Source organism: Reyranella sp. GW821-FHT12G01 (assembly GCF_058806575.1).
Window position 1 is genome coordinate 1,447,640 of the sequence record NZ_JBXAPV010000001.1, and the last position, 17,031, is coordinate 1,464,670.

Here is a 17,031-nt window from a genome sequence, read left to right on the forward strand (position 1 = left end):
CGGGCTGTACTTATTCTACGCCGCCGCCCGCAGCTTCAGCAGCGACAGCATCATGTCGATGGTCGGCGTCGCCACGCCGGCCAGTTCGCTGAGGTCGGCGATCGAATCGGCCAGCGCGTCGATCTCGAGCGGCTTGCCGGCCTGAAGGTCGGTCAGCATCGACATCTTGTGATCGCCGAGCCCGACCGTGAACTCGATGCGCTTTTCCATCGGCGTCGCCATGGTCGCGCCGAACTTCGCGGCGACCGCCTCGGCCTCCGTCATCATGCGGCGCGCGATTTCGACGGCGCCGGGGCTGCGGCCGATGCCGCCATTGTCGGCGAGCGTCAGCACCGCGATCGGGTTCCAGGTGAGGCTGTTGATCATCTTGGTCCAGATCTCGGCGCGGATATCGGCTTTCACCGGCGCCTTGAGGCCCGACTCGTTCATCGCCGCGCTGAGCGCAGTGACGCGGGCTGAGCTGGACCCGTCGGGCTCGCCCAGAGGCAGGTAGCAGACCTCGTTCTCGAGATGCGCCACGCCAGGCTCGGGCACGACGCCGCCCGCCCAATAAGCGCAGCCCAGTGCACGCTCGGGGCCGAACATCGACCATTGCCGGCCGCCCGGATCCATGCGCTTCAGCCGGCTGCCCTCGAACGCGCCGGCAAGCTTGTGAAAGAACCAGTAGGGCGCGCCGGTGGTCGGCGGGATCAGCGCGGTCTTCGGCCCCAGCAGCGGCGCGACCTTGTCGAGCACCGACAGATACTGGTGCGTCTTCAGGGTGATGAAGACGACGTCCTGCGGGCCGAGCTGCGCGGGATCGTCGGTCGCATTCACCTTCACGGTAAAATCCTGGTGCGGGGAGACCAGGCGCAGACCGTTTCTGCGGATGGCGTCGAGATGGGCGCCGCGCGCGATCAGGCTCACTTCGACGCCTTTCACGCGTGCGAGATGGGCGCCGATGATTCCGCCGATCGAGCCGGCGCCGTAGAGGCAGATTTTCATGGCGCCCAGCCTAGAGCCTTCACGGTCTGTGCGGAACTAGTGTCCCTTGCGGTCGTTGTGTCGCGAACCCCTGGGAGAGAGGAGGACCCGCCATGACCGCGCAGACCGTCGACACCAGCAAGCTCTGGGACATGATCAAGGATATCCGGTTCGGCATGCTGACCGTGCGCGGTGCAGACGGACGTCTCTACGCGCGACCGATGACGACGCAGAACGGCGAGGCCGACCGTGGCGGCGTCATCTGGTTCTTCATGTCGCGCTCGGGCCAGCCGGTGGCCGACATCGCGACGTCGCCCGACGTGAACGTGGCTTACGCCGATCCCGCGTCCGACAGCTATGTCTCGGTCTGCGGCGCCGCGCGCGTCGTCGACGATCCGGTGAAGAAGCAGGAGTTGTGGAGCGCGGCCGCCAAGGCCTGGTTCCCCGGCGGCGTCGACGATCCCGATCTGGCGCTGGTGGCCGTCCTGGTGGCCGAGGCCGAATACTGGGACGTGAAGGCCAACAAGGCCGTGCAGATCTTCAAGCTCGCCAAGGCCGCGGTGACCGGCGAGCCGCCGGCCAACCTCGCGGAGCACCGTCGCGTCCGCATGCGCTGACGCGACGGCTTTCGCTTTTTCGATCTTCTAGCGGCGCGGCGTCGTGGCCGCGCCCACGCCGGCGCCCACAGCGCCGCCGACCAAGGCACCTGGCAGTAGGCCGATCGGCGTCAGCGCGCCGATAAGGGCGCCGGTGCCGGCGCCGATGCCGCCGCCCGTTACGGCTCGCTGTCCCCACGTGTCGCCGCAGGCGGCGAGGCTGAGGGCCAGGACGGAAACGGCGATGACTTTCAGCATATTGAACTCCAGTTGCCACACGGGAACCCGGCCTCGCGGCATCGCGTTCGCCGCGCATACAACGAACCAGATTCGTGTAAAGCTCCCACAAATGGCTCGTTTCCGGTGTGTCCTCGTGGTGACCATCCTGCTGCTGGGAGCGGCCCTGCCGGCGCGCGCCCAGACGGTCGGTGGCTTCGACTACGCGCCGGAGTACGACTTTTCAGAATTCTGGGCGGCGACCGATGGCCGGCCGTTCCGGGTCGTCCTCGCCGGCAATCCTTTTCCGCAACTGCCCGTCGAAGAGGTGAAGCAGAGGCTGTTGCCGGTGATGCAGGCCAACAAGCCGCGTCCCGCGCTCACCTTCACCTACCAGCAGCCGGCCGACGAGCCGCGTCCCGACTACTGGTTGGCGCTGGTGTTCGATCCCGCCAACGATCTCACGGCGGCGCGGGTCTGTGCGCGGCAGATCTTCCTGAAGCCCGCCACCGCGCCGCGCACCCCAGGCCGCGTCTATGTGTTCGGGATCTACTGCCGCAACGATTTCCCGCTGTCGCAGACCACCGCCTGGACGCAGGCCAACGGCCCCGAGGATCCGCGGCTGGGGCAGATGTTCTCCCAGCTCTTCCTCACCCTGTTCGACGAGCGGCGGCGGCTGTTCCCGTTCAATCCGTGGTTTGCCCGCTAGCCGATCCGGCCTAAGAGAGAGGCAACTTCAGGGGGATCTCTTTGGGCACCGACGTTGAAATCTGGATGCTGTTCGCGCCGTTCTGGCTGCTCGGCATGTTCGCGGCGCTGGGCGCGCTCTGGCATTTCGTGCAGTTCCTGACGGTGCACGGCAAGGCCCATGCGGCGGGGCATGTCCCGAAGAAATATGCCGTCGGCACGCGTCTGCACCCGCATGAAATGACGGCGGAGGGCCGCCATCACTTCAATCGGGCGCAGGTCGCTTTGATGGTGTGCGTCGGACTGTGCGTACTGGGGCTGGTGGTCGGCGTTGCGTGGGCGCTATGGCGGGGCTAGGTCCCCACCATCAATCGGCCACCAGCCCCACGACCTCGTAATGGCCCGGATCCGCGGACGGACCTGCCACCAGGACTTGCTGGTCGCAGGCGCTCAGGACCAGAACGAGCAGACCGAGGGAAGCTAAGACCCTGCGGAACATGGTGAATTCCTCCAACTGCCAGAGGAACGCCGCCTTTCGCTGTTTGGTTGCCGGTATTTGCATCTTCCGCCTGTGGGCAGGTTCCTCCTGACGGTACAGTCGGTTACGGCCCGAAGCGCCACCGCCGTTCCCGCGCTATGATCGGGAAAATTCAGCGAGGAATCGTCATGAGCATCGCAGCCGAAGCGACACGCGCGCTTGAGACCGAAGGTACGGCCGAGCAGTGGGATGCCATCGTGATCGGCGCCGGCCTGTCAGGCATGTACCAGCTCCTCAAGTTGCGCCAGATGGGCTTCAAGGCGCGCGTCTACGAGGCCGGCGGCGGCGTCGGCGGCACCTGGTACTGGAACCGTTATCCCGGTGCGCGTTTCGATTCGGAGAGCTGGACCTACGGCTTCTCCTTCTCGCCCGAGGTGCTGAAGGAATGGGACTGGAAGGAGCATTTCTCCGGCCAGCCCGAGAACCTGCGCTACTGCGAATTCCTCGCCGACAAGTTCGACCTGCGCCGCGACATCACCTTCAACACCCGGGTGAAGTCCGCGCACTGGGACGACGCCGCCAACGAATGGGAGGTCACGTTCGAGAGCGGTGGCCGCGCCCGCGCGCGCTTTCTCATCACCGCGATCGGACCGCTGTCGTCGCCCACCATGCCGACCATTCCCGGCATCGAGGATTTCAAGGGCGAGTCCTGGCACACGGGCCTGTGGCCGCATCGCCCCGTCAGCTTCGAGGGCAAGAAGGTCGCGGTGATCGGCACCGGCGCCTCGGGTGTGCAGGCCATCACCGAGATCGCCAAGACGGTGGGCGAGCTCACCGTGTTCCAGCGCTCGCCCAACTGGTGCACGCCGCTGCGCAACAGCAAGATCGAGCCCGAGACGATGGCCGACATCCGCTCGCGCTATGACCAGATCTTCGCGCAGTGCCGGGAGAACTGGGGCTGCTTCGTCCACACCGCCGATCCGCGCCATTCGACCGACGTGACGCCGGAGGAGCGCGAGGCCTTCTTCGAGAAGCTCTACGCCATTCCGGGCTTCGCCTTCTGGCAGGGCAACTTCCGCGACGTGCTGATGGACCAGGCGGCCAACGACGCGCTGACCGAGTTCGTGACGAAGAAGATTCGCGCCCGCCTGAACGACCCGAAGATCGCCGACAAGCTGATCCCGAAGAATCACGGCTATGGCACGCGTCGTGTGCCGCTCGAGAGCGGCTATTTCGAAGTCTATAACCAGCCCAACGTGAAGCTGGTCGACATCCGCGAGACGCCGATCGAGCGCATCACCGAGACCGGCCTGCGCGTCGGCGGCGCCGATTACGAATTCGACATGATCATCTATGCGACCGGCTTCGACGCCATCACTGGCGCCTTCGATCGCATCGACTTCCAGGGCCGCAATGGCGAGAAGCTGCGCGACAAGTGGGCCGACGGGCCGCACACCTATCTTGGCCTCAACGTCACGGGTTTCCCCAACATGCTGACCCTGGTCGGCCCGCACAATGCCGCGACCTTCTGCAACCTGCCGCGCTGCATCGAGCAGAATGTCGAGTTCGTGTCCGACCTTTTGGGCTACATGCGCGACAAGGGCTTGAGCCGCATCGAGGCGACGCCGGAGGCCGAGACGGCCTGGACCGCCCATGTCTACGACACGGGCTCGCGGCTGCTGCTCACCAAGGTCGATTCGTGGATGACCGGCGTGAACAAGAACGTCCCCGGCCGTCTCAAGCGCACCTTCATGGCCTACGCCGGCGGCGCGCCGAAGTATCGCCAGAAGTGCGAGGAGATCGCCGCGAACGGGTACGAGGGGTTCAACCTATCATCCTGAGCGAAGCGAAGGATCCTTCGGCTTCGCCTCAGGATGACAAGAACTCCTACCGCGCGCCGCGTACCAGTCGTCCCGGTCGCGCGCCGGTGAACTCGCCGTCGCGGTACGTGACTTCGCCGCCCACGATCGTGGCACGATAGCCTTCGGCCTTCTGTTCCAGACGTCGTCCGCCGCCTGGCAGATTGTGTACGGGATGCGGGGCCGAGACCTTCAGTCTGTCGAGATCGATCACGTTGAGGTCGGCCTTGTAGCCAACTTGCAGCCTCCCGCGATCGCCGAGGCCCACCGCACGCGCGGGCACGTCGGTAAGCTGCTGGATCGCCCACGGGAGCGACCAGCGCTCGCCCTTGCGGTCGCGCGTCCAGTAGGTGAGGGCGTGCGTCGTGTAGCTGGCGTCGCAGATCAGGCCGTAATGCGCACCGCCGTCGCCCAGCGCCATCACCGTATGCTCATGGCGCAGCATGCTGGCCATGTTGGCGTCGGAGCAGTCGGTGTAGTTGGCGCCGGGATGGAACAGGATGGTGCGTCCGTCGCCGCCCACCAGCAGGTCGTAGGCGAGTTCCAGCGGCGTGATGCCGAGCTTGGCGGCGCGGGCGTCGAGGCGCTGGTCGGCCGGCGGCGTGTAATTGGGCGGATCGCCCAGTACGAACATGTTGGCGACGCTGCGCATGAAGGCCAGCATCTGCGGATTGCGATAGGTCGGCTGCTCGGCGAGGAGCTTCGCCTTCATCGCCGGATCGCGCAGCTTCGCGAGTTTGGCGTCGAGCGGCAGGCCTTCGACCTCGCGATAGCTGGGGCAGGTCGAGAAGGGATGGAACGAGAGTTCGAGCCCGTAGAGGATCGCGACAGGCCGCGCCGAGACCTGGCCACGGATCGGCAGGCCGTCACGATGGGCGCGCTCGATCTCGCGCAAAAGCGTCTGCCAGCGACCGGGATAGAGCGAGAGGTCGAGCAGGGTGAAGGAGAGCGGCCGGCCCGAGAGTTCGACCAGACGGCGCAGCATCGCGAACTCGGTCGCGCCTTCTGCGGTCGTATCGGAGAAATCGTCGAGAAGCTGGATCACGCCCTTGCCGGCGCGGCGCATGCCACGGGCGATCGCCGCCAGCTCTTCCTCGCCCGCGGTGATGGTCGGCGTCAGCGCGCCGTCGGGTGTGCGATGGAACAGCGAGCGCGAGGTCGAGAAGCCGAGCGCACCGGCGTTCAGCCCTTCCTCGACCAGCTTCGACATCTCGACCATGTCCGACGCGTTGGCCGGTTCGCGGTCGACACCGCGCTTGCCCATCACGAAGACGCGCAAGGGTGCGTGCGGCACCTGCGTGGCGAAGTCGATATCGCACTGCCGCTTCGCCAGCGCGTCGAGATAGTCGGGGAAGCTCTGCCAGTTCCACGGCACGCCTTCGCGCATCACCAGCTCGGGAATGTCCTCGACGCCTTCCATGACATTCATCAGCGTGTCGCGGTCCTGCGGCCGGCAGGGTGCGAAGCCGACGCCGCAATTGCCCATCAGCACCGTGGTCACGCCATGTCCCGACGAAGGCGAGAAGCGATCGTCCCAGGTGACCTGGCCATCGTAATGGGTGTGCACGTCGACGAAGCCCGGCGTCACCGCGAGACCCTTTGCGTCGATCTCCTCGCGACCCGAACCGTCGATGCGGCCGCCCTTTGACGCGATGGCGGCGATGCGTCCGTCCTGGACCGCGACGTCGGCGGTGGCCGGTTCAGCTCCCGTGCCGTCGATCACGGTGCCGTTGCGCACGATCAGGTCGTATGAGGCGGCCATGACATCCTCCCGCAAGAGTTGCCCCGGGAGTGTGCTTGCCCGCCGCAGCAACGGCGAGGGGAGAATGCGGATGGTTTTCCGCAGGTCGAAGTCCAAACGAAAACGCCGGGACCTCTCGGTCCCGGCGTCGTCGCAACGATTTGCGGAAATCGTTAGCGGATGATCGTGACCTTCAGCGCGGTCTGGACGCTGTAGACGGTCGTGATCTGGGTGCCCGGCTTGATGGTCTTCAGAGCGGCCTTGCCGGCCTCGGAGACGATCTGCGGCATCTGGATGACTTCGCCGCTGTCGGGCGAGGGCTTGTCGGGCTCGCCACCCGACGCGTTGATCAGGAACACCGTGTTGGTCGCGAGATCGACCTTGGTGCACATGCCGCTCATCGACCACAGGCGGATGCGCTCCTGCGCGCCCGGGATGCCTTCGATGCGGGCGCCCTGCGCCATCATCGCCTTGGCGCGCTCGGTCACGGCGGGCGAGCTCGGGGCGATCAGGAAGTCGACATAGTCGTACCACTGCACGTCGACGATCTGGCCGACCTTGAGCGAGGCGTAGTTGGTGACCAGATCGGCCGCCTTCATCTTCACCCGGCCGAGATCTTCCCAGATGATGACGAAGCCGCGCGTCTTGGGATCGAGGCTATGGATCGTGCCGCGCTTGAAGTTCTGGTAGGTCGACGCGACGTAGAGGTCCTGCTGGGCCATCGCGGTGAACGGCAGGGCCGGCAGAACGGCCACCGCCAACGCGGTGCCTCCGAGCAGCTTCAGTGTCGAACGACGATCGGCGTGCATCAAATACTCCCCCTTCTCACCGCACGGGATGTTCGGCTCCGTACGCGATAAATGGTTCGCCTCCGAACAGACCAGCGCCTTATGCCGAGGAAATTTTTTCCCGGCAACTCCATTTGCATCACTCGTGCGCATCGCTAAGTGTCTAAAAACAATGATATTTCTCGAAAGATGAAGAAAGATCGACCTGCTGCGTGAGGCGCGGTCATCGCGGCAGTGTCAGGAAAACGTGACTTTGTTTGCCGGCAGGCCGGGCGCGTTATGGCCCGATGGATCACCCGTCACGCCCTCCCGTCGCCGTGCTGTCGGTCGCCCACGCCCTGCCGCCACATCGTCTGCTGCAGACCGATGCAGCCGAGGCGGCGCGCGGGATCTTCGCGCATCGTTACGCAGCCTTCGAGCGCATGGCGCCGGTCTTCACCAATTCAGGCATCGACGCGCGTCATACGGTGAAGCCGCTCGACTGGTACCTCTCCACCCTGGGCTGGCCCGAGCGCAACGCCGCCTACCTCGAAGGCGCGCAGGATCTGTTCGTCGCGGCCGCCACGCGGGCGCTCGCGGCGGCTGGCTGTGCCGCCTCCGACGTCGACACGATCGTCACTATCTCCTCGACCGGCGTGGCGACACCCAGCCTCGAGGCGAGGGTCGCGGGCCGCATGGGCTTTCGCGCCGATGTCGAGCGCGTGCCGGTGTTCGGTCTGGGCTGTGCGGGCGGCGTGTCGGGCCTGGCGCTCGCCACGCGCCTGGCCGCGGCGCGGCCGGGTTCGACCGTGCTGATGGTCGCGATCGAGATCTGCACCGCGGCGTTCCGTATGGACCAGCTCACGCCGGCCAACATGGTGGCGACCGCTTTGTTCGGCGATGGGGCCGCGGCTTGCGTCGTGCGTACGGGTGAACAGGGCATCGCTGTCGTCGAAGGCGCGGGCGAGCATATGTGGCCCGACACGCTCGACATCATGGGCTGGAAGGTCGACCCGACCGGACTGGGCGTCGTGTTCGACCGGTCGATCCCGCCCTTCGCCGAACAGCAGGTCGGGCCCGCGGTCGACGGCATCCTGTCGCGCATCGGCGTGGCGCGCGATTCGGTCGATCGCTTCGCCTGCCATCCCGGCGGCGCCAAGGTGATCACCGCGCTCGAGACGACGCTGCGCCTCGAGCAGGGCACGCTCGATCACGAGCGCGAAGTGTTGCGCCAGTACGGCAACATGTCGGCGCCGACGGTGCTGTTCGTTCTCGAACGCCTTGCGGCGGCCGGACTTCCCCGGCGCACCGTGCTGACGGCGCTGGGGCCGGGCTTCACCTGCAGTTGCCTGTCGCTGGCCCGCGCCGCGTGAGCTGGGCCGCGCTGATCCTGGCGTTCGTCACGGCGCAGCGTCTCGGCGAACTCGTCCTCGCCCGCCGCAACACACGCCGCCTGCTGGATGCGGGCGGATATGAAATGGGCGCGGCGCACTATCCGCTGATCGTGGCGATGCATGCCGCCTGGCTGCTCGGCCTCTGGTATCTCGCGGTGTTCCGCGCGCCGGCGGGCCAGGAGGTGAGCCTGCCCTGGCTCGCCCTCTTTGTCGTGCTGCAGTTGGCGAGGGTCTGGGTGATCGCCTCGCTGGGCGGGCGCTGGACGACGCGCATCATCGTGCTGCCGGGCGCGCCGCTGGTGCGGCGCGGGCCCTATCGCTTCGTATCGCATCCGAATTACTGGGTGGTGGCGGGCGAACTCCTCGCGCTGCCGCTCGCCTTCGGCCTGCCGGTTTTCGCGCTCGTCTTCTCTGTGCTCAACGCCGCGATGATGTGGATCCGGATCAGGGCGGAAGCGGCGGCGCTCAGGCCTCAGTAGGAGGCCAGAACCTCGATCTTGTTGTTGGCGACGATCAGGCGCTTGGCGAGCAGCCGCGCGAGATTGGCCATGATCTTCTCGCCGGCGCGCGGATGGCTGTCGCGGAAACCGGAAAAGGCGTCGAGCGAGAGTTCGAGGCAGGCGACCTTGGTGTCGGCCCAGACGTCCGCCGATCGCGTCGTTTCCAGCAGCGCCATCTCGCCGACGGCCATTCCCCCGGACAAGGTCGCCAGTCGGACGCCGCTCTGCAGCCGGACACTGATGACGCCGCTGCAAACGAACATCAGCGACGATGCCAGTTCGCCGGTTGAGATCAGCCGGGTGCCGGTCAGATACTCGCGCTTGGCCATCAGGCTGGCGAGAGTTGCCAGCTCTTCGGTGTCCAGTCCGGCCAGCAGTTCCTGCTCGGAAAGATCGACCGATTTCCCGATGTCCAGGTCGCCGGTCTGGCTGTGGATGATGTAGTCTTCGGCCCATTCGATGGCTTCATCCAGCAGCGCGATGCTGCGCACGCTGGAGCGGTCGGGCAGGCAGGCCGAGAGAGACCGCGCGACGGGCGTTCCCTTGGGGGCGCCGCTGAAGACCACCTCGACATTTCCGCGCGCCAGATCTTCGAGGATATCGGTCAGCAACCGCAGGGCCGCGTCGCTCACGGACGGCACGCGACGAAAGTCGAGGATGAGATACTTGAGGCCCGCGCGAAGATTGCCGATGCGCCGCGAGATGTATTCGATGTTGGCGAAACTGAGCGCGCCGGTGAGTTCGACGATGGCGCCCTCGGCATGGTGCGCTTCCAGGATGGCCTGCTCGCGCGGCGGCCGGCTGCGGCGCGATGAGACGCTGCCGACGTCATAGGTGGCGGCGATGCAGGTATGAACGTCGCCGACGCGGTTGAGCATATGCAGCCCGAAATGCGTCGAAAGGGCCTCGCAGGTACGCAGGCCGCGCACGCTGTTGCCCTGGTCGTCGATGCGCGGCGAATAGGTGCCGAGGCCGAGCTGTGAGGGCAACGACGCGACGATGCCGCCGCCGACGCCGCTCTTGGCCGGAATACCGACGCGATAGACCCAGCTGCCCGCCGAATCGTACATGCCGGAACTGGTCATGATCGAGAGAGTGCGGGCCACGGCATAGGACGAAGCGACCTGCTCGCCGGTCAGCGGATTGCGGCCCTTGTGCGCGAGCGTCGCCGCCATGACCGACAGGTCGCGCGCCGACACGCGCAGCGAGCACTGGCGGAAATAGACGTCGAGGACCTGGTCGACGTCACCCTTCAGGACGTCATGGTTCCGCAGCAGATAGGCGATCGCCCGGTTGCGGTCGCCGCTTTCGCGCTCTGACCGGAACGTGGGCTGGTCGACTTCGAGCCGGCGTCCGGCAAAGCGGCTGAGAGCGTCCAGCAGCCGCTCGAAAGCACCGTGGCCCTCGCTTTCGCAGATCAAGCCGGTGCAGGCGATCGCGCCCGCATTGACCATCGGGTTGAAAGGCTTGTTGTCCGCGCGCAGGCGGATGGAATTGAAGGCATCGCCACTCGGCTCGACGCCCACGAGCGCCTCGACACGCTCGGCGCCGACCAGTTCGAGAGCTACCGCAAAGACGAACGCCTTCGAGATCGACTGGATGGTGAATTCTACCGTGCTGTCGCCGATCTCGTAGACGAAGCCGTCGACCGTCGTGACGGCGACGCCGAAATGCGACGGGTCGGCGAGCGAGAGCTCGGGAATATAGGATGCGATCTCGCCGCTATCGTCTTTCGAGAATTCTGCATGGCAGCGTGCCAGGAAGCGGGCGAAGGGTAGCTCGGAGGACATCTAAGGCTGATCCAATCTATATGACGTCTGAATTTCTTGTTTCCCGCGGCCTTCTGCAATGGAGCAAGCATCGTGCCTATTTCATTTCGATGATCTCGCGCACGCGGGCCGCCAGCGCATCCATGACGAAGGGCTTGGTGATCATGGTCATCCGTGCATCGAGCGAGCCGGCGGCCAGCGCGGCGGTCTCGGCATAGCCCGTCATGAACAGAACCTTGAGGTCCGGCCGTAGCGCGCGGGCGGCATCGGCCACCTGGCGGCCGTTCAGCCCGGGCAGCCCGATGTCGGTGATCAGCAGGTCGATGCGCTGCGGCGATCGCACGATCTCGAGCCCGCCCGGCCCGTCGACGGCCTCGATGGCGCGATAGCCGAGATCGGCCAGCACCTCGACGACCAGGCCGCGCACCACCGGCTCGTCCTCGATCACCAGGACGGTCTCGCCGGTTTCCGCCGGCAGGGCCTTGGCGACATCCGCTGCCGCCGCATCGTCGTCGGCCTGGCCCTCGAAGCGCGGCAGGCAGAGATGGACCGTGGTTCCGCGGCCGGGCTTGCTCTCGATCTCGGCAAAGCCCTCGGACTGGCGGGCGAAGCCATAGATCATCGACAGGCCGAGGCCGGTGCCCTGGCCCATCGGCTTGGTCGTGAAGAAGGGTTCGAAGGCGCGGGCGATGGTCTCGGCGTCCATGCCGGTGCCGCTGTCGGTCACCGAGATGCAGACATAGTCGCCCGCCAGCCGATCGGCATGGAGGGCGGCCGTGCCGCCGTCGATCGCGCGGTTGCGGGTCTCGATGGCGAGGTGGCCGCCTTCCGGCATCGCGTCGCGCGCGTTGATGGCGAGGTTGAGGATCGCGGATTCGAGCTGGTTGGCGTCGCAGCGCGTCAGCCAGAGACCGTCCGCCAGCTTGAGGTCGAGTTCGATCCTCTCGCCCAGGGTCCGCCGCAGCAGCTCTTCCATCGAACCGACCAGCGGGTTCGCGTGCACGGGGCGCGGGTCGAGCGGCTGGCGGCGCGAGAAGGCCAGCAGCCGGTGGGTGAGGGCGGCGGCGCGGTTGGCCGAGGTGATGGCGCCGGTGATGAAGCGGTCGAGATCGCCCAGCCGGCCCTGGCCGATACGGCGCTGCACCAGGTCGAGGCTGCCGGTGATGCCCTGCAAGAGGTTGTTGAAATCGTGCGCGATGCCGCCGGTGAGCTGGCCGATCGCCTCCATCTTCTGCGCCTGGCGCAGCGCATCCTCGGTGGCGCGCAGCTCCACGGTGCGCGCCTCGACCCGGGCTTCGAGCGTGGCGTTGAGCGAGCGCAGCGCCGTCTCGGCCTCGCCGCGCTCGATCACCTGGCGGGTGCGCTCCGCAACCTCTTCCATGAAGGCGACTTCGTCGGGCCGCCAGTGACGAACGGGGCGGTCGTTCAGATAGACGATGGTGCGCAGGCGGCCGGCGCGCACGAAGGGCACGACCAGGATGGCGCGCGTGTCGACGGCACGTGCCGTGGCGCGCGTCTCCTCCTCGTCGCTCAGCGGATCGCTCAGCAGGTCGCCCACCACGACCGTCTCGCCGGCGCCGAGCTTGTTCACGATCTTGACGCCGAAGGCATGGGCGGGAACGCGACCGAGCAGCGGCTGGGCGCGCCCGTCGGTCCAGCACACCGAATAGTCGAACACGTCCTCGACCGGATCGAGATGGCCGTAGCCGACGCGGCAGACGCCGAAGAAACGTCCCATCAGCGCGCACGCTTCGTTCAGCGCCCTGTCGGTGTCGTTGCCGCGCAGCACGTCGCTCAGTTCGAGCATGAAAGCGTGGCGGGCGTCGGCGACCTTGCGTGCGCTGATGTCGATGGCGGTGCCGACGGCGCGGTAACACCTGCCATTGTCGTCGAACAGGCCCTTGCCCTTGGCCGCGACCCAGCGGACCACGCCATCGTCGTGACCGACGGTGCGATACTGCACGTCGTAGGTCGCACGCACGGCGGGATCGAGGGCGGCGGCAAAGGCGCGGGTCGTCGTGTCGCGATCCTCGGGATGGAGGCCCGCGTAGAAATCGTCGAGCGTGCAGACCGCGTCGGGCGCGAAGCCGAACATCGCCTTGGTGCGCGTCGTCCAGGTCAGCTTGTTGGTAATGAAGTCGACGTCCCAGGTGCCGATCTCGGCCGCCTCGGTGGTCAGCCGCAGCGATTCCTCGTTCAGCAGGGATTGCGATTCGGTGTCCCGGTGGGCGGTGATGTCGTGGCCGCCCACGAAGATGCCGTAAACCGCGCCGGTCTCGTCGAGCATCGGCTCGTAGACGAAGTCGACGTAGCGCGTGCTGTCGTCGGTCGTGAGACGGACCGGCATGGACCGGGCGATGTAGCGCTGTCCCGTGCGGTAAACATCGTCGAGCAATTCATAGTAGCCCTGGCCCGCAATCTCGGGCAGCACCGCGCGCACGCTGCGGCCGATATAGTCGCGCGGGCCGGCGAGCGCGACATAGGCCTCGTTCACATATTCATAGACATGGTCGGGGCCGGTCAGAACGGCGATGAAGCCAGGCGCCTTCTGGAACATGCGGCGCTGGCGCTCGATCTCGCCCATCAGCCGCTTTTCGGTCAGCACCTTCTGCGTGGTCTCGCTGCACACGACCAGCACGCCGCCCACGCCATGGGGCGAAGCGGCATCGTCGATCGGGCTGTAGCTGTAGGTCCAGTAGACGTCCTCGCGCCGGCCGTTGCGCGTGATCGGCACGAGATGGTTCTCGTTCCAGGTGGCGCCGCGCCCCGACATCACCTGGTCGATCTGCGGGCCGATGATGGGCCAGATCTCGTCCCATACGGCGCGTCCCGGCTGGCCGAGCGAGGACGGATGCCGCTCGGGTCCGATCGATTGACGGTAGGCGTCGTTATAGAAACAGAGGAGGTCGGGGCCCCACCAGATGTACATTGGGTGGCCGCAGTTCAGGATCAGACGGACCGCCGTGCGTAGCGATTGCGGCCAACCCGAGGGGTGACCCAGCGGAGAGGACGACCAGTCCCGTGCGCGCATCAACGCGCCCATCTCGCCGCCGGCGGCGAGAAAGTCCGTGTCGCGCTCCCCCGAATTCATCAGGGGACAGTATCGATTCGCACCGGTCCCGCAAGCACAGCGGGGTGGTTGTGCGGCGTGCTCAGATCACTCGCTGTGTACGGGCGAAGGCCATGTAGAGGTCATGCGCACGGGCGGCGATCGGGCCGGGCTGCAGGCTGCGGTCCTCGTAGCGGCTGACCGGCTGCACCTTGCCGGCATTGCCGGTGGTGAACATCTCGTCGGCGTCCTCGAGTTCGGCCGGACGCACCGTGCGCTCCTCGACGGTGATGCCGGCCGAGCGCAGCAGCTTGATCGTGCGGTTGCGCGTGATGCCGGCCAGGAAGCTGCCGTTCGGCACCGGCGTTGCGACCACGCCGTTGCGGGCGAGCAACAGGTTGGAGCTGCAGGTCTCGGCCACGTTGCCGAGCGGGTCGAGCACGACGCCGTTGTCGAAGCCGCGCTTCGTCATCTCGGCGACGCCGCGCGAGGAGTTGGGGTAAAGGCAGCTCGCCTTGGCATCGGTCGGCGCGGTCTCGGGCGCGGGCCGGCGGATGCTGCGGCAGAGGCCGAGCGCGAGCGGCGTGCCGGCGCGCATCGGTGAGATATAGGTGCAGAGCAGGAACTGCGCGGAATCGGGATCGACCGAGATCGGGCCCGCGCCGCCCTTGCCGGCCCAGAACATCGGGCGGACGTAGAGCTCAGCCTTGGGACCGAAGCGGCGCACGCTCTCGTGCATAAGCTTGAGGATCTCTTCCGGCGTCTTGCTCGGGTTCAGGCCGATGGCGCGGGCCGAGCGCACGACGCGTTCCGCATGGAGGTCGAGGTCGGGGCCGCAGCCCTCGAAGGCGCGCCCGCCGTCGAATACCATGGAGCCCAGCCAGAAGGCGTGGTCGCGCGGGCCCAGGATTGCCGGGTTGCCCTCGTGCCAGGTGCCGTTCCAGTAGGTGAGCGTGTCCATTATTCCCTCGTCCGTCCTTAGAAGCCGGCGGACATAGCAGACGATGAGCGGCGCGGCCATCCTGGCTTTAGGTGCGGCATTCTGCTTCGCACTGGCGCTGATCCTGACGCAGTTCGGGCTGCGCACGATGCCGTCCTGGCGCTCGCCGCTCTATTCGATCGGCGGCGCACTGGTCGTGGCCTGGATGGCCGCGATCGTGTTCGTGGACTGGAGCACCTTCAATCTCGACGCGGCGCTGATCTTTGCGGCCGTGGGCTGCATATTTCCCGTAGTGGTCTCGATCCTCTCGGTGCGCTCGAACGAACGGCTGGGCCCGGCGGTGGCGGGCGCCGTCGGGAACGTGACGCCGATCTTCGCCGTGCTGGGCGCGGTGCTGTTCCTGGGCGAGCATCTCGGCCTGCTGCAACTCGCCGGCCTCGCGTTGGTGGTGGGCGGCGTGGCGCTGCTGGCGCTGCGCGGCGGCACCGGCGGGCGACACTGGTCGGTCTGGGTGCTGGGCCTGCCGCTCGCCGCGGCGCTGGTGCGCGGCGCGATCCAGCCGGCGATCAAGACGGGCCTCGCCCTGTGGCCCGAGCCGCTCGCCGCCGCGGCGATCGGCTATGCGCTGTCGACGGTCGTGATCCTCTCGCTGGTCGGCCGGCGTGCGTTGCGCGAGGGACCCGCGATCCGCAGCGGCGTGTTGTGGTTCCTGGGCGTGGGCTTCGCCAACGGCAGCGCGACGTTCCTTCTCTATGCCGCGCTCGGCCTCGGCTCGATCACGGTGGTGGCGCCGCTGGTCGCGCTCTTCCCGCTGATGGGCGTGATGATGAGTTGGGTGTTCCTGCGCGGCGAGAAGCTCCACGTGATTGGCCTGCTGGGAATCATGGTGAGTGTCGCTGGCGTAATTCTTTTGCTGGTGGGCGGAACCTGACCGGTGACGGAAAAGCGGCCGAATAGGTGCGCGAATTCCTCAGGTAAGACGGCCACTTTCAAGGGTGCCAATGCGTATCTCTGTATGACGCGGCGTTGCTGCCGCTCAGAACGGAGGCAGATCATGTTGAAGCGTATTGCTCTCACCACCCTTGCCGCCGCCGCCACTTTCACGACGGCGGCGCTTGCACCCGCGGCCGTCACACCGGCAGCCGCCCAGTCGTTCGGCGTCTATATCGGCGCACCGCCGCAGCCGCGCTATTACGCGCCGCCGGTACAGCGCGTTTGGGCGCCGGGCTACTGGACCTGGCATCACGGCCGCCAGGTCTGGGTCGATGGCCGCTGGGTGAACCAGCACAACCACGCGCCGGGCTGGGGCCAGGGCTGGCAGCCGGGCTGGAACCAGGGCTGGTACCCGGGTTGATGTGAATGCATCGGGAAAGAACGGGGCGCTTCGGCGCCCCGTTTTTTGTGGCCCGTTTTTCTCATCGACTGCGAGTTAGCGTGTTCGAAAAGCGGCGGAATGCGCGCCGCAATTCCCCGAGTGTAAAGGCAACGGCAAGGGTATCGGGGACGTAATACCTCTCATGGCGCGGGCGATGCCGCGCGAAAACGGAGGTACGTTATGTTGAAGCGAATTGCTCTCACGACCCTCGCCGCGGCCGCCACTCTCGCCACCGCAACGATCGCAACGGCGCCTTTCCAGGCCGCCAACGCGCAGGTGACCATCACCTTCGGTTCGGCACCGCCGCCGCCGCCCTATGAGGCGATCCCGGCGCCTCGACCGGGTTACGTCTGGGCGCCTGGCCAGTACAGGCTGGTGAACAACCAGTATGTCTGGGCGCCGGGTACCTGGCAGCAGCAGCGCGCGGGCTACCGCTACGTTCCCGACCGCTGGGAGCGCTACAGCGACAACGGTCGTGAGCAGTGGCGCTATCAGGCCAGCCGCTGGGACAAGGATGGCGATGGCATTCCCAATCGCGTCGACAACCACGACAATCGCCGCGACCAGGCGAATGCCCCGTGGGGCGACAAGGATCGCGACGGCATCCCGAATGCCGTCGACCCGGTGAACAACAATCGCCACCGCTAGGACGCGAGTCCGAACGGTTGAGTGAGGATGCGGGGCGCTTCGGCGCCCC

At 66.8% G+C, this 17,031-nt stretch carries 16 protein-coding genes; 9 read left to right on the forward strand and 7 right to left on the reverse strand.

Annotated elements, in window-relative coordinates; all coding sequences use genetic code 11:
• Window positions 1–15 precede the first annotated feature (15 nt).
• Window positions 16–984: a ketopantoate reductase family protein gene (locus tag AC1RP5_RS07175; RefSeq protein ID WP_493109935.1), complete on the reverse strand. Its 969-nt coding sequence runs from the start codon at window positions 982–984 to the stop codon at window positions 16–18.
• A 92-nt stretch (window positions 985–1,076) separates the two neighbouring features.
• Between AC1RP5_RS07175 and AC1RP5_RS07180 the strand changes: the two genes are divergently transcribed.
• Window positions 1,077–1,580: a pyridoxamine 5'-phosphate oxidase family protein gene (locus AC1RP5_RS07180; protein ID WP_493109936.1), complete on the forward strand. Its 504-nt coding sequence runs from the start codon at window positions 1,077–1,079 to the stop codon at window positions 1,578–1,580.
• Window positions 1,581–1,607: 27 nt separating this feature from the next.
• On the opposite strand, the gene AC1RP5_RS07185 is transcribed toward AC1RP5_RS07180, so the two are convergent.
• Entirely contained in the window at window positions 1,608–1,817 is a 210-nt protein-coding gene (locus AC1RP5_RS07185; RefSeq protein WP_493109937.1) for a YMGG-like glycine zipper-containing protein, read from the reverse strand.
• Window positions 1,818–1,908: 91 nt separating this feature from the next.
• On the opposite strand from AC1RP5_RS07185, the gene AC1RP5_RS07190 reads away from it, so the two are divergent.
• The 3 genes from AC1RP5_RS07190 (at window position 1,909) to AC1RP5_RS07200 (ending at window position 4,781) form a co-directional block, all read left to right on the forward strand.
• Window positions 1,909–2,484, forward strand: a complete 576-nt coding sequence (locus tag AC1RP5_RS07190) for a hypothetical protein (protein ID WP_493109938.1) — start codon at window positions 1,909–1,911, stop codon at window positions 2,482–2,484.
• A gap of 41 nt (window positions 2,485–2,525) precedes the next feature.
• Window positions 2,526–2,819 carry a hypothetical protein gene (locus AC1RP5_RS07195; RefSeq protein ID WP_493109940.1) on the forward strand — a complete coding sequence of 98 codons (294 nt, stop codon included), beginning with the start codon at window positions 2,526–2,528 and terminating at the stop codon, window positions 2,817–2,819.
• Between the two features lie 309 nt (window positions 2,820–3,128).
• The gene (locus AC1RP5_RS07200; RefSeq protein WP_493109941.1) at window positions 3,129–4,781 is read left to right on the forward strand and encodes a flavin-containing monooxygenase; all 1,653 of its coding nucleotides are present in this window, start codon (window positions 3,129–3,131) and stop codon (window positions 4,779–4,781) included.
• A 46-nt stretch (window positions 4,782–4,827) separates the two neighbouring features.
• Here AC1RP5_RS07200 and AC1RP5_RS07205 read toward each other — a convergent pair whose 3' ends face one another.
• Both AC1RP5_RS07205 and AC1RP5_RS07210 read right to left on the reverse strand, forming a co-directional pair.
• The gene (locus tag AC1RP5_RS07205; RefSeq protein WP_493109943.1) at window positions 4,828–6,561 is read right to left on the reverse strand and encodes an N-acyl-D-amino-acid deacylase family protein; all 1,734 of its coding nucleotides are present in this window, start codon (window positions 6,559–6,561) and stop codon (window positions 4,828–4,830) included.
• Between the two features lie 152 nt (window positions 6,562–6,713).
• Entirely contained in the window at window positions 6,714–7,349 is a 636-nt protein-coding gene (locus AC1RP5_RS07210) for a hypothetical protein (protein ID WP_493109944.1), read from the reverse strand.
• A gap of 266 nt (window positions 7,350–7,615) precedes the next feature.
• On the opposite strand from AC1RP5_RS07210, the gene AC1RP5_RS07215 reads away from it, so the two are divergent.
• Both AC1RP5_RS07215 and AC1RP5_RS07220 read left to right on the forward strand, forming a co-directional pair.
• Window positions 7,616–8,680: a type III polyketide synthase gene (locus AC1RP5_RS07215; RefSeq protein WP_493109945.1), complete on the forward strand. Its 1,065-nt coding sequence runs from the start codon at window positions 7,616–7,618 to the stop codon at window positions 8,678–8,680.
• Entirely contained in the window at window positions 8,677–9,180 is a 504-nt protein-coding gene (locus AC1RP5_RS07220; protein WP_493113305.1) for an isoprenylcysteine carboxyl methyltransferase family protein, read from the forward strand. The genes AC1RP5_RS07215 and AC1RP5_RS07220 overlap by 4 nt, the downstream gene beginning before the upstream one ends.
• Here AC1RP5_RS07220 and glsA read toward each other — a convergent pair.
• From glsA to AC1RP5_RS07235, 3 genes are all read right to left on the reverse strand, one after another.
• Window positions 9,174–10,991, reverse strand: coding sequence for a glutaminase A (glsA, locus tag AC1RP5_RS07225; RefSeq protein WP_493109946.1), 1,818 nt, complete (start codon window positions 10,989–10,991; stop codon window positions 9,174–9,176). The genes AC1RP5_RS07220 and glsA overlap by 7 nt on opposite strands.
• 76 nt (window positions 10,992–11,067) lie before the next feature.
• Window positions 11,068–14,061: an ATP-binding protein gene (locus tag AC1RP5_RS07230; RefSeq protein ID WP_493109947.1), complete on the reverse strand. Its 2,994-nt coding sequence runs from the start codon at window positions 14,059–14,061 to the stop codon at window positions 11,068–11,070.
• 61 nt (window positions 14,062–14,122) lie between these two features.
• Entirely contained in the window at window positions 14,123–14,980 is an 858-nt protein-coding gene (locus AC1RP5_RS07235; RefSeq protein WP_493109948.1) for a branched-chain amino acid aminotransferase, read from the reverse strand.
• Window positions 14,981–15,023: 43 nt separating this feature from the next.
• Here AC1RP5_RS07235 and AC1RP5_RS07240 point away from each other — a divergent pair, with 43 nt between their 5' ends.
• The 3 genes from AC1RP5_RS07240 (at window position 15,024) to AC1RP5_RS07250 (ending at window position 16,982) form a co-directional block, all read left to right on the forward strand.
• Window positions 15,024–15,890 (forward strand): EamA family transporter, encoded by an 867-nt coding sequence (locus AC1RP5_RS07240; RefSeq protein ID WP_493109949.1) that lies wholly within the window; start codon window positions 15,024–15,026, stop codon window positions 15,888–15,890.
• Window positions 15,891–16,013: 123 nt separating this feature from the next.
• Entirely contained in the window at window positions 16,014–16,313 is a 300-nt protein-coding gene (locus AC1RP5_RS07245; protein ID WP_493109950.1) for a hypothetical protein, read from the forward strand.
• A 201-nt stretch (window positions 16,314–16,514) separates the two neighbouring features.
• A complete protein-coding gene (locus AC1RP5_RS07250) occupies window positions 16,515–16,982 on the forward strand; it encodes a hypothetical protein (protein WP_493109951.1) in 468 nt (155 codons plus the stop codon).
• Window positions 16,983–17,031 lie beyond the last annotated feature (49 nt).

Excerpts from the sequence above, each read along its gene's own strand:
- AC1RP5_RS07175 (WP_493109935.1), bottom strand. The coding sequence starts at position 984 with ATGAAAATCTGCCTCTACGGCGCCGGCTCGATCGGCGGAATCATCGGC.
- AC1RP5_RS07180 (WP_493109936.1), top strand. The coding sequence starts at position 1,077 with ATGACCGCGCAGACCGTCGACACCAGCAAGCTCTGGGACATGATCAAG.
- AC1RP5_RS07185 (WP_493109937.1), bottom strand. The coding sequence starts at position 1,817 with ATGCTGAAAGTCATCGCCGTTTCCGTCCTGGCCCTCAGCCTCGCCGCC.
- AC1RP5_RS07190 (WP_493109938.1), top strand. The coding sequence starts at position 1,909 with ATGGCTCGTTTCCGGTGTGTCCTCGTGGTGACCATCCTGCTGCTGGGA.
- AC1RP5_RS07200 (WP_493109941.1), top strand. The coding sequence starts at position 3,129 with ATGAGCATCGCAGCCGAAGCGACACGCGCGCTTGAGACCGAAGGTACG.
- AC1RP5_RS07205 (WP_493109943.1), bottom strand. The coding sequence starts at position 6,561 with ATGGCCGCCTCATACGACCTGATCGTGCGCAACGGCACCGTGATCGAC.
- AC1RP5_RS07210 (WP_493109944.1), bottom strand. The coding sequence starts at position 7,349 with ATGCACGCCGATCGTCGTTCGACACTGAAGCTGCTCGGAGGCACCGCG.
- AC1RP5_RS07215 (WP_493109945.1), top strand. The coding sequence starts at position 7,616 with ATGGATCACCCGTCACGCCCTCCCGTCGCCGTGCTGTCGGTCGCCCAC.
- glsA (WP_493109946.1), bottom strand. The coding sequence starts at position 10,991 with ATGTCCTCCGAGCTACCCTTCGCCCGCTTCCTGGCACGCTGCCATGCA.
- AC1RP5_RS07230 (WP_493109947.1), bottom strand. The coding sequence starts at position 14,061 with ATGAATTCGGGGGAGCGCGACACGGACTTTCTCGCCGCCGGCGGCGAG.
- AC1RP5_RS07235 (WP_493109948.1), bottom strand. The coding sequence starts at position 14,980 with ATGGACACGCTCACCTACTGGAACGGCACCTGGCACGAGGGCAACCCG.
- AC1RP5_RS07240 (WP_493109949.1), top strand. The coding sequence starts at position 15,024 with ATGAGCGGCGCGGCCATCCTGGCTTTAGGTGCGGCATTCTGCTTCGCA.
- AC1RP5_RS07245 (WP_493109950.1), top strand. The coding sequence starts at position 16,014 with ATGTTGAAGCGTATTGCTCTCACCACCCTTGCCGCCGCCGCCACTTTC.
- AC1RP5_RS07250 (WP_493109951.1), top strand. The coding sequence starts at position 16,515 with ATGTTGAAGCGAATTGCTCTCACGACCCTCGCCGCGGCCGCCACTCTC.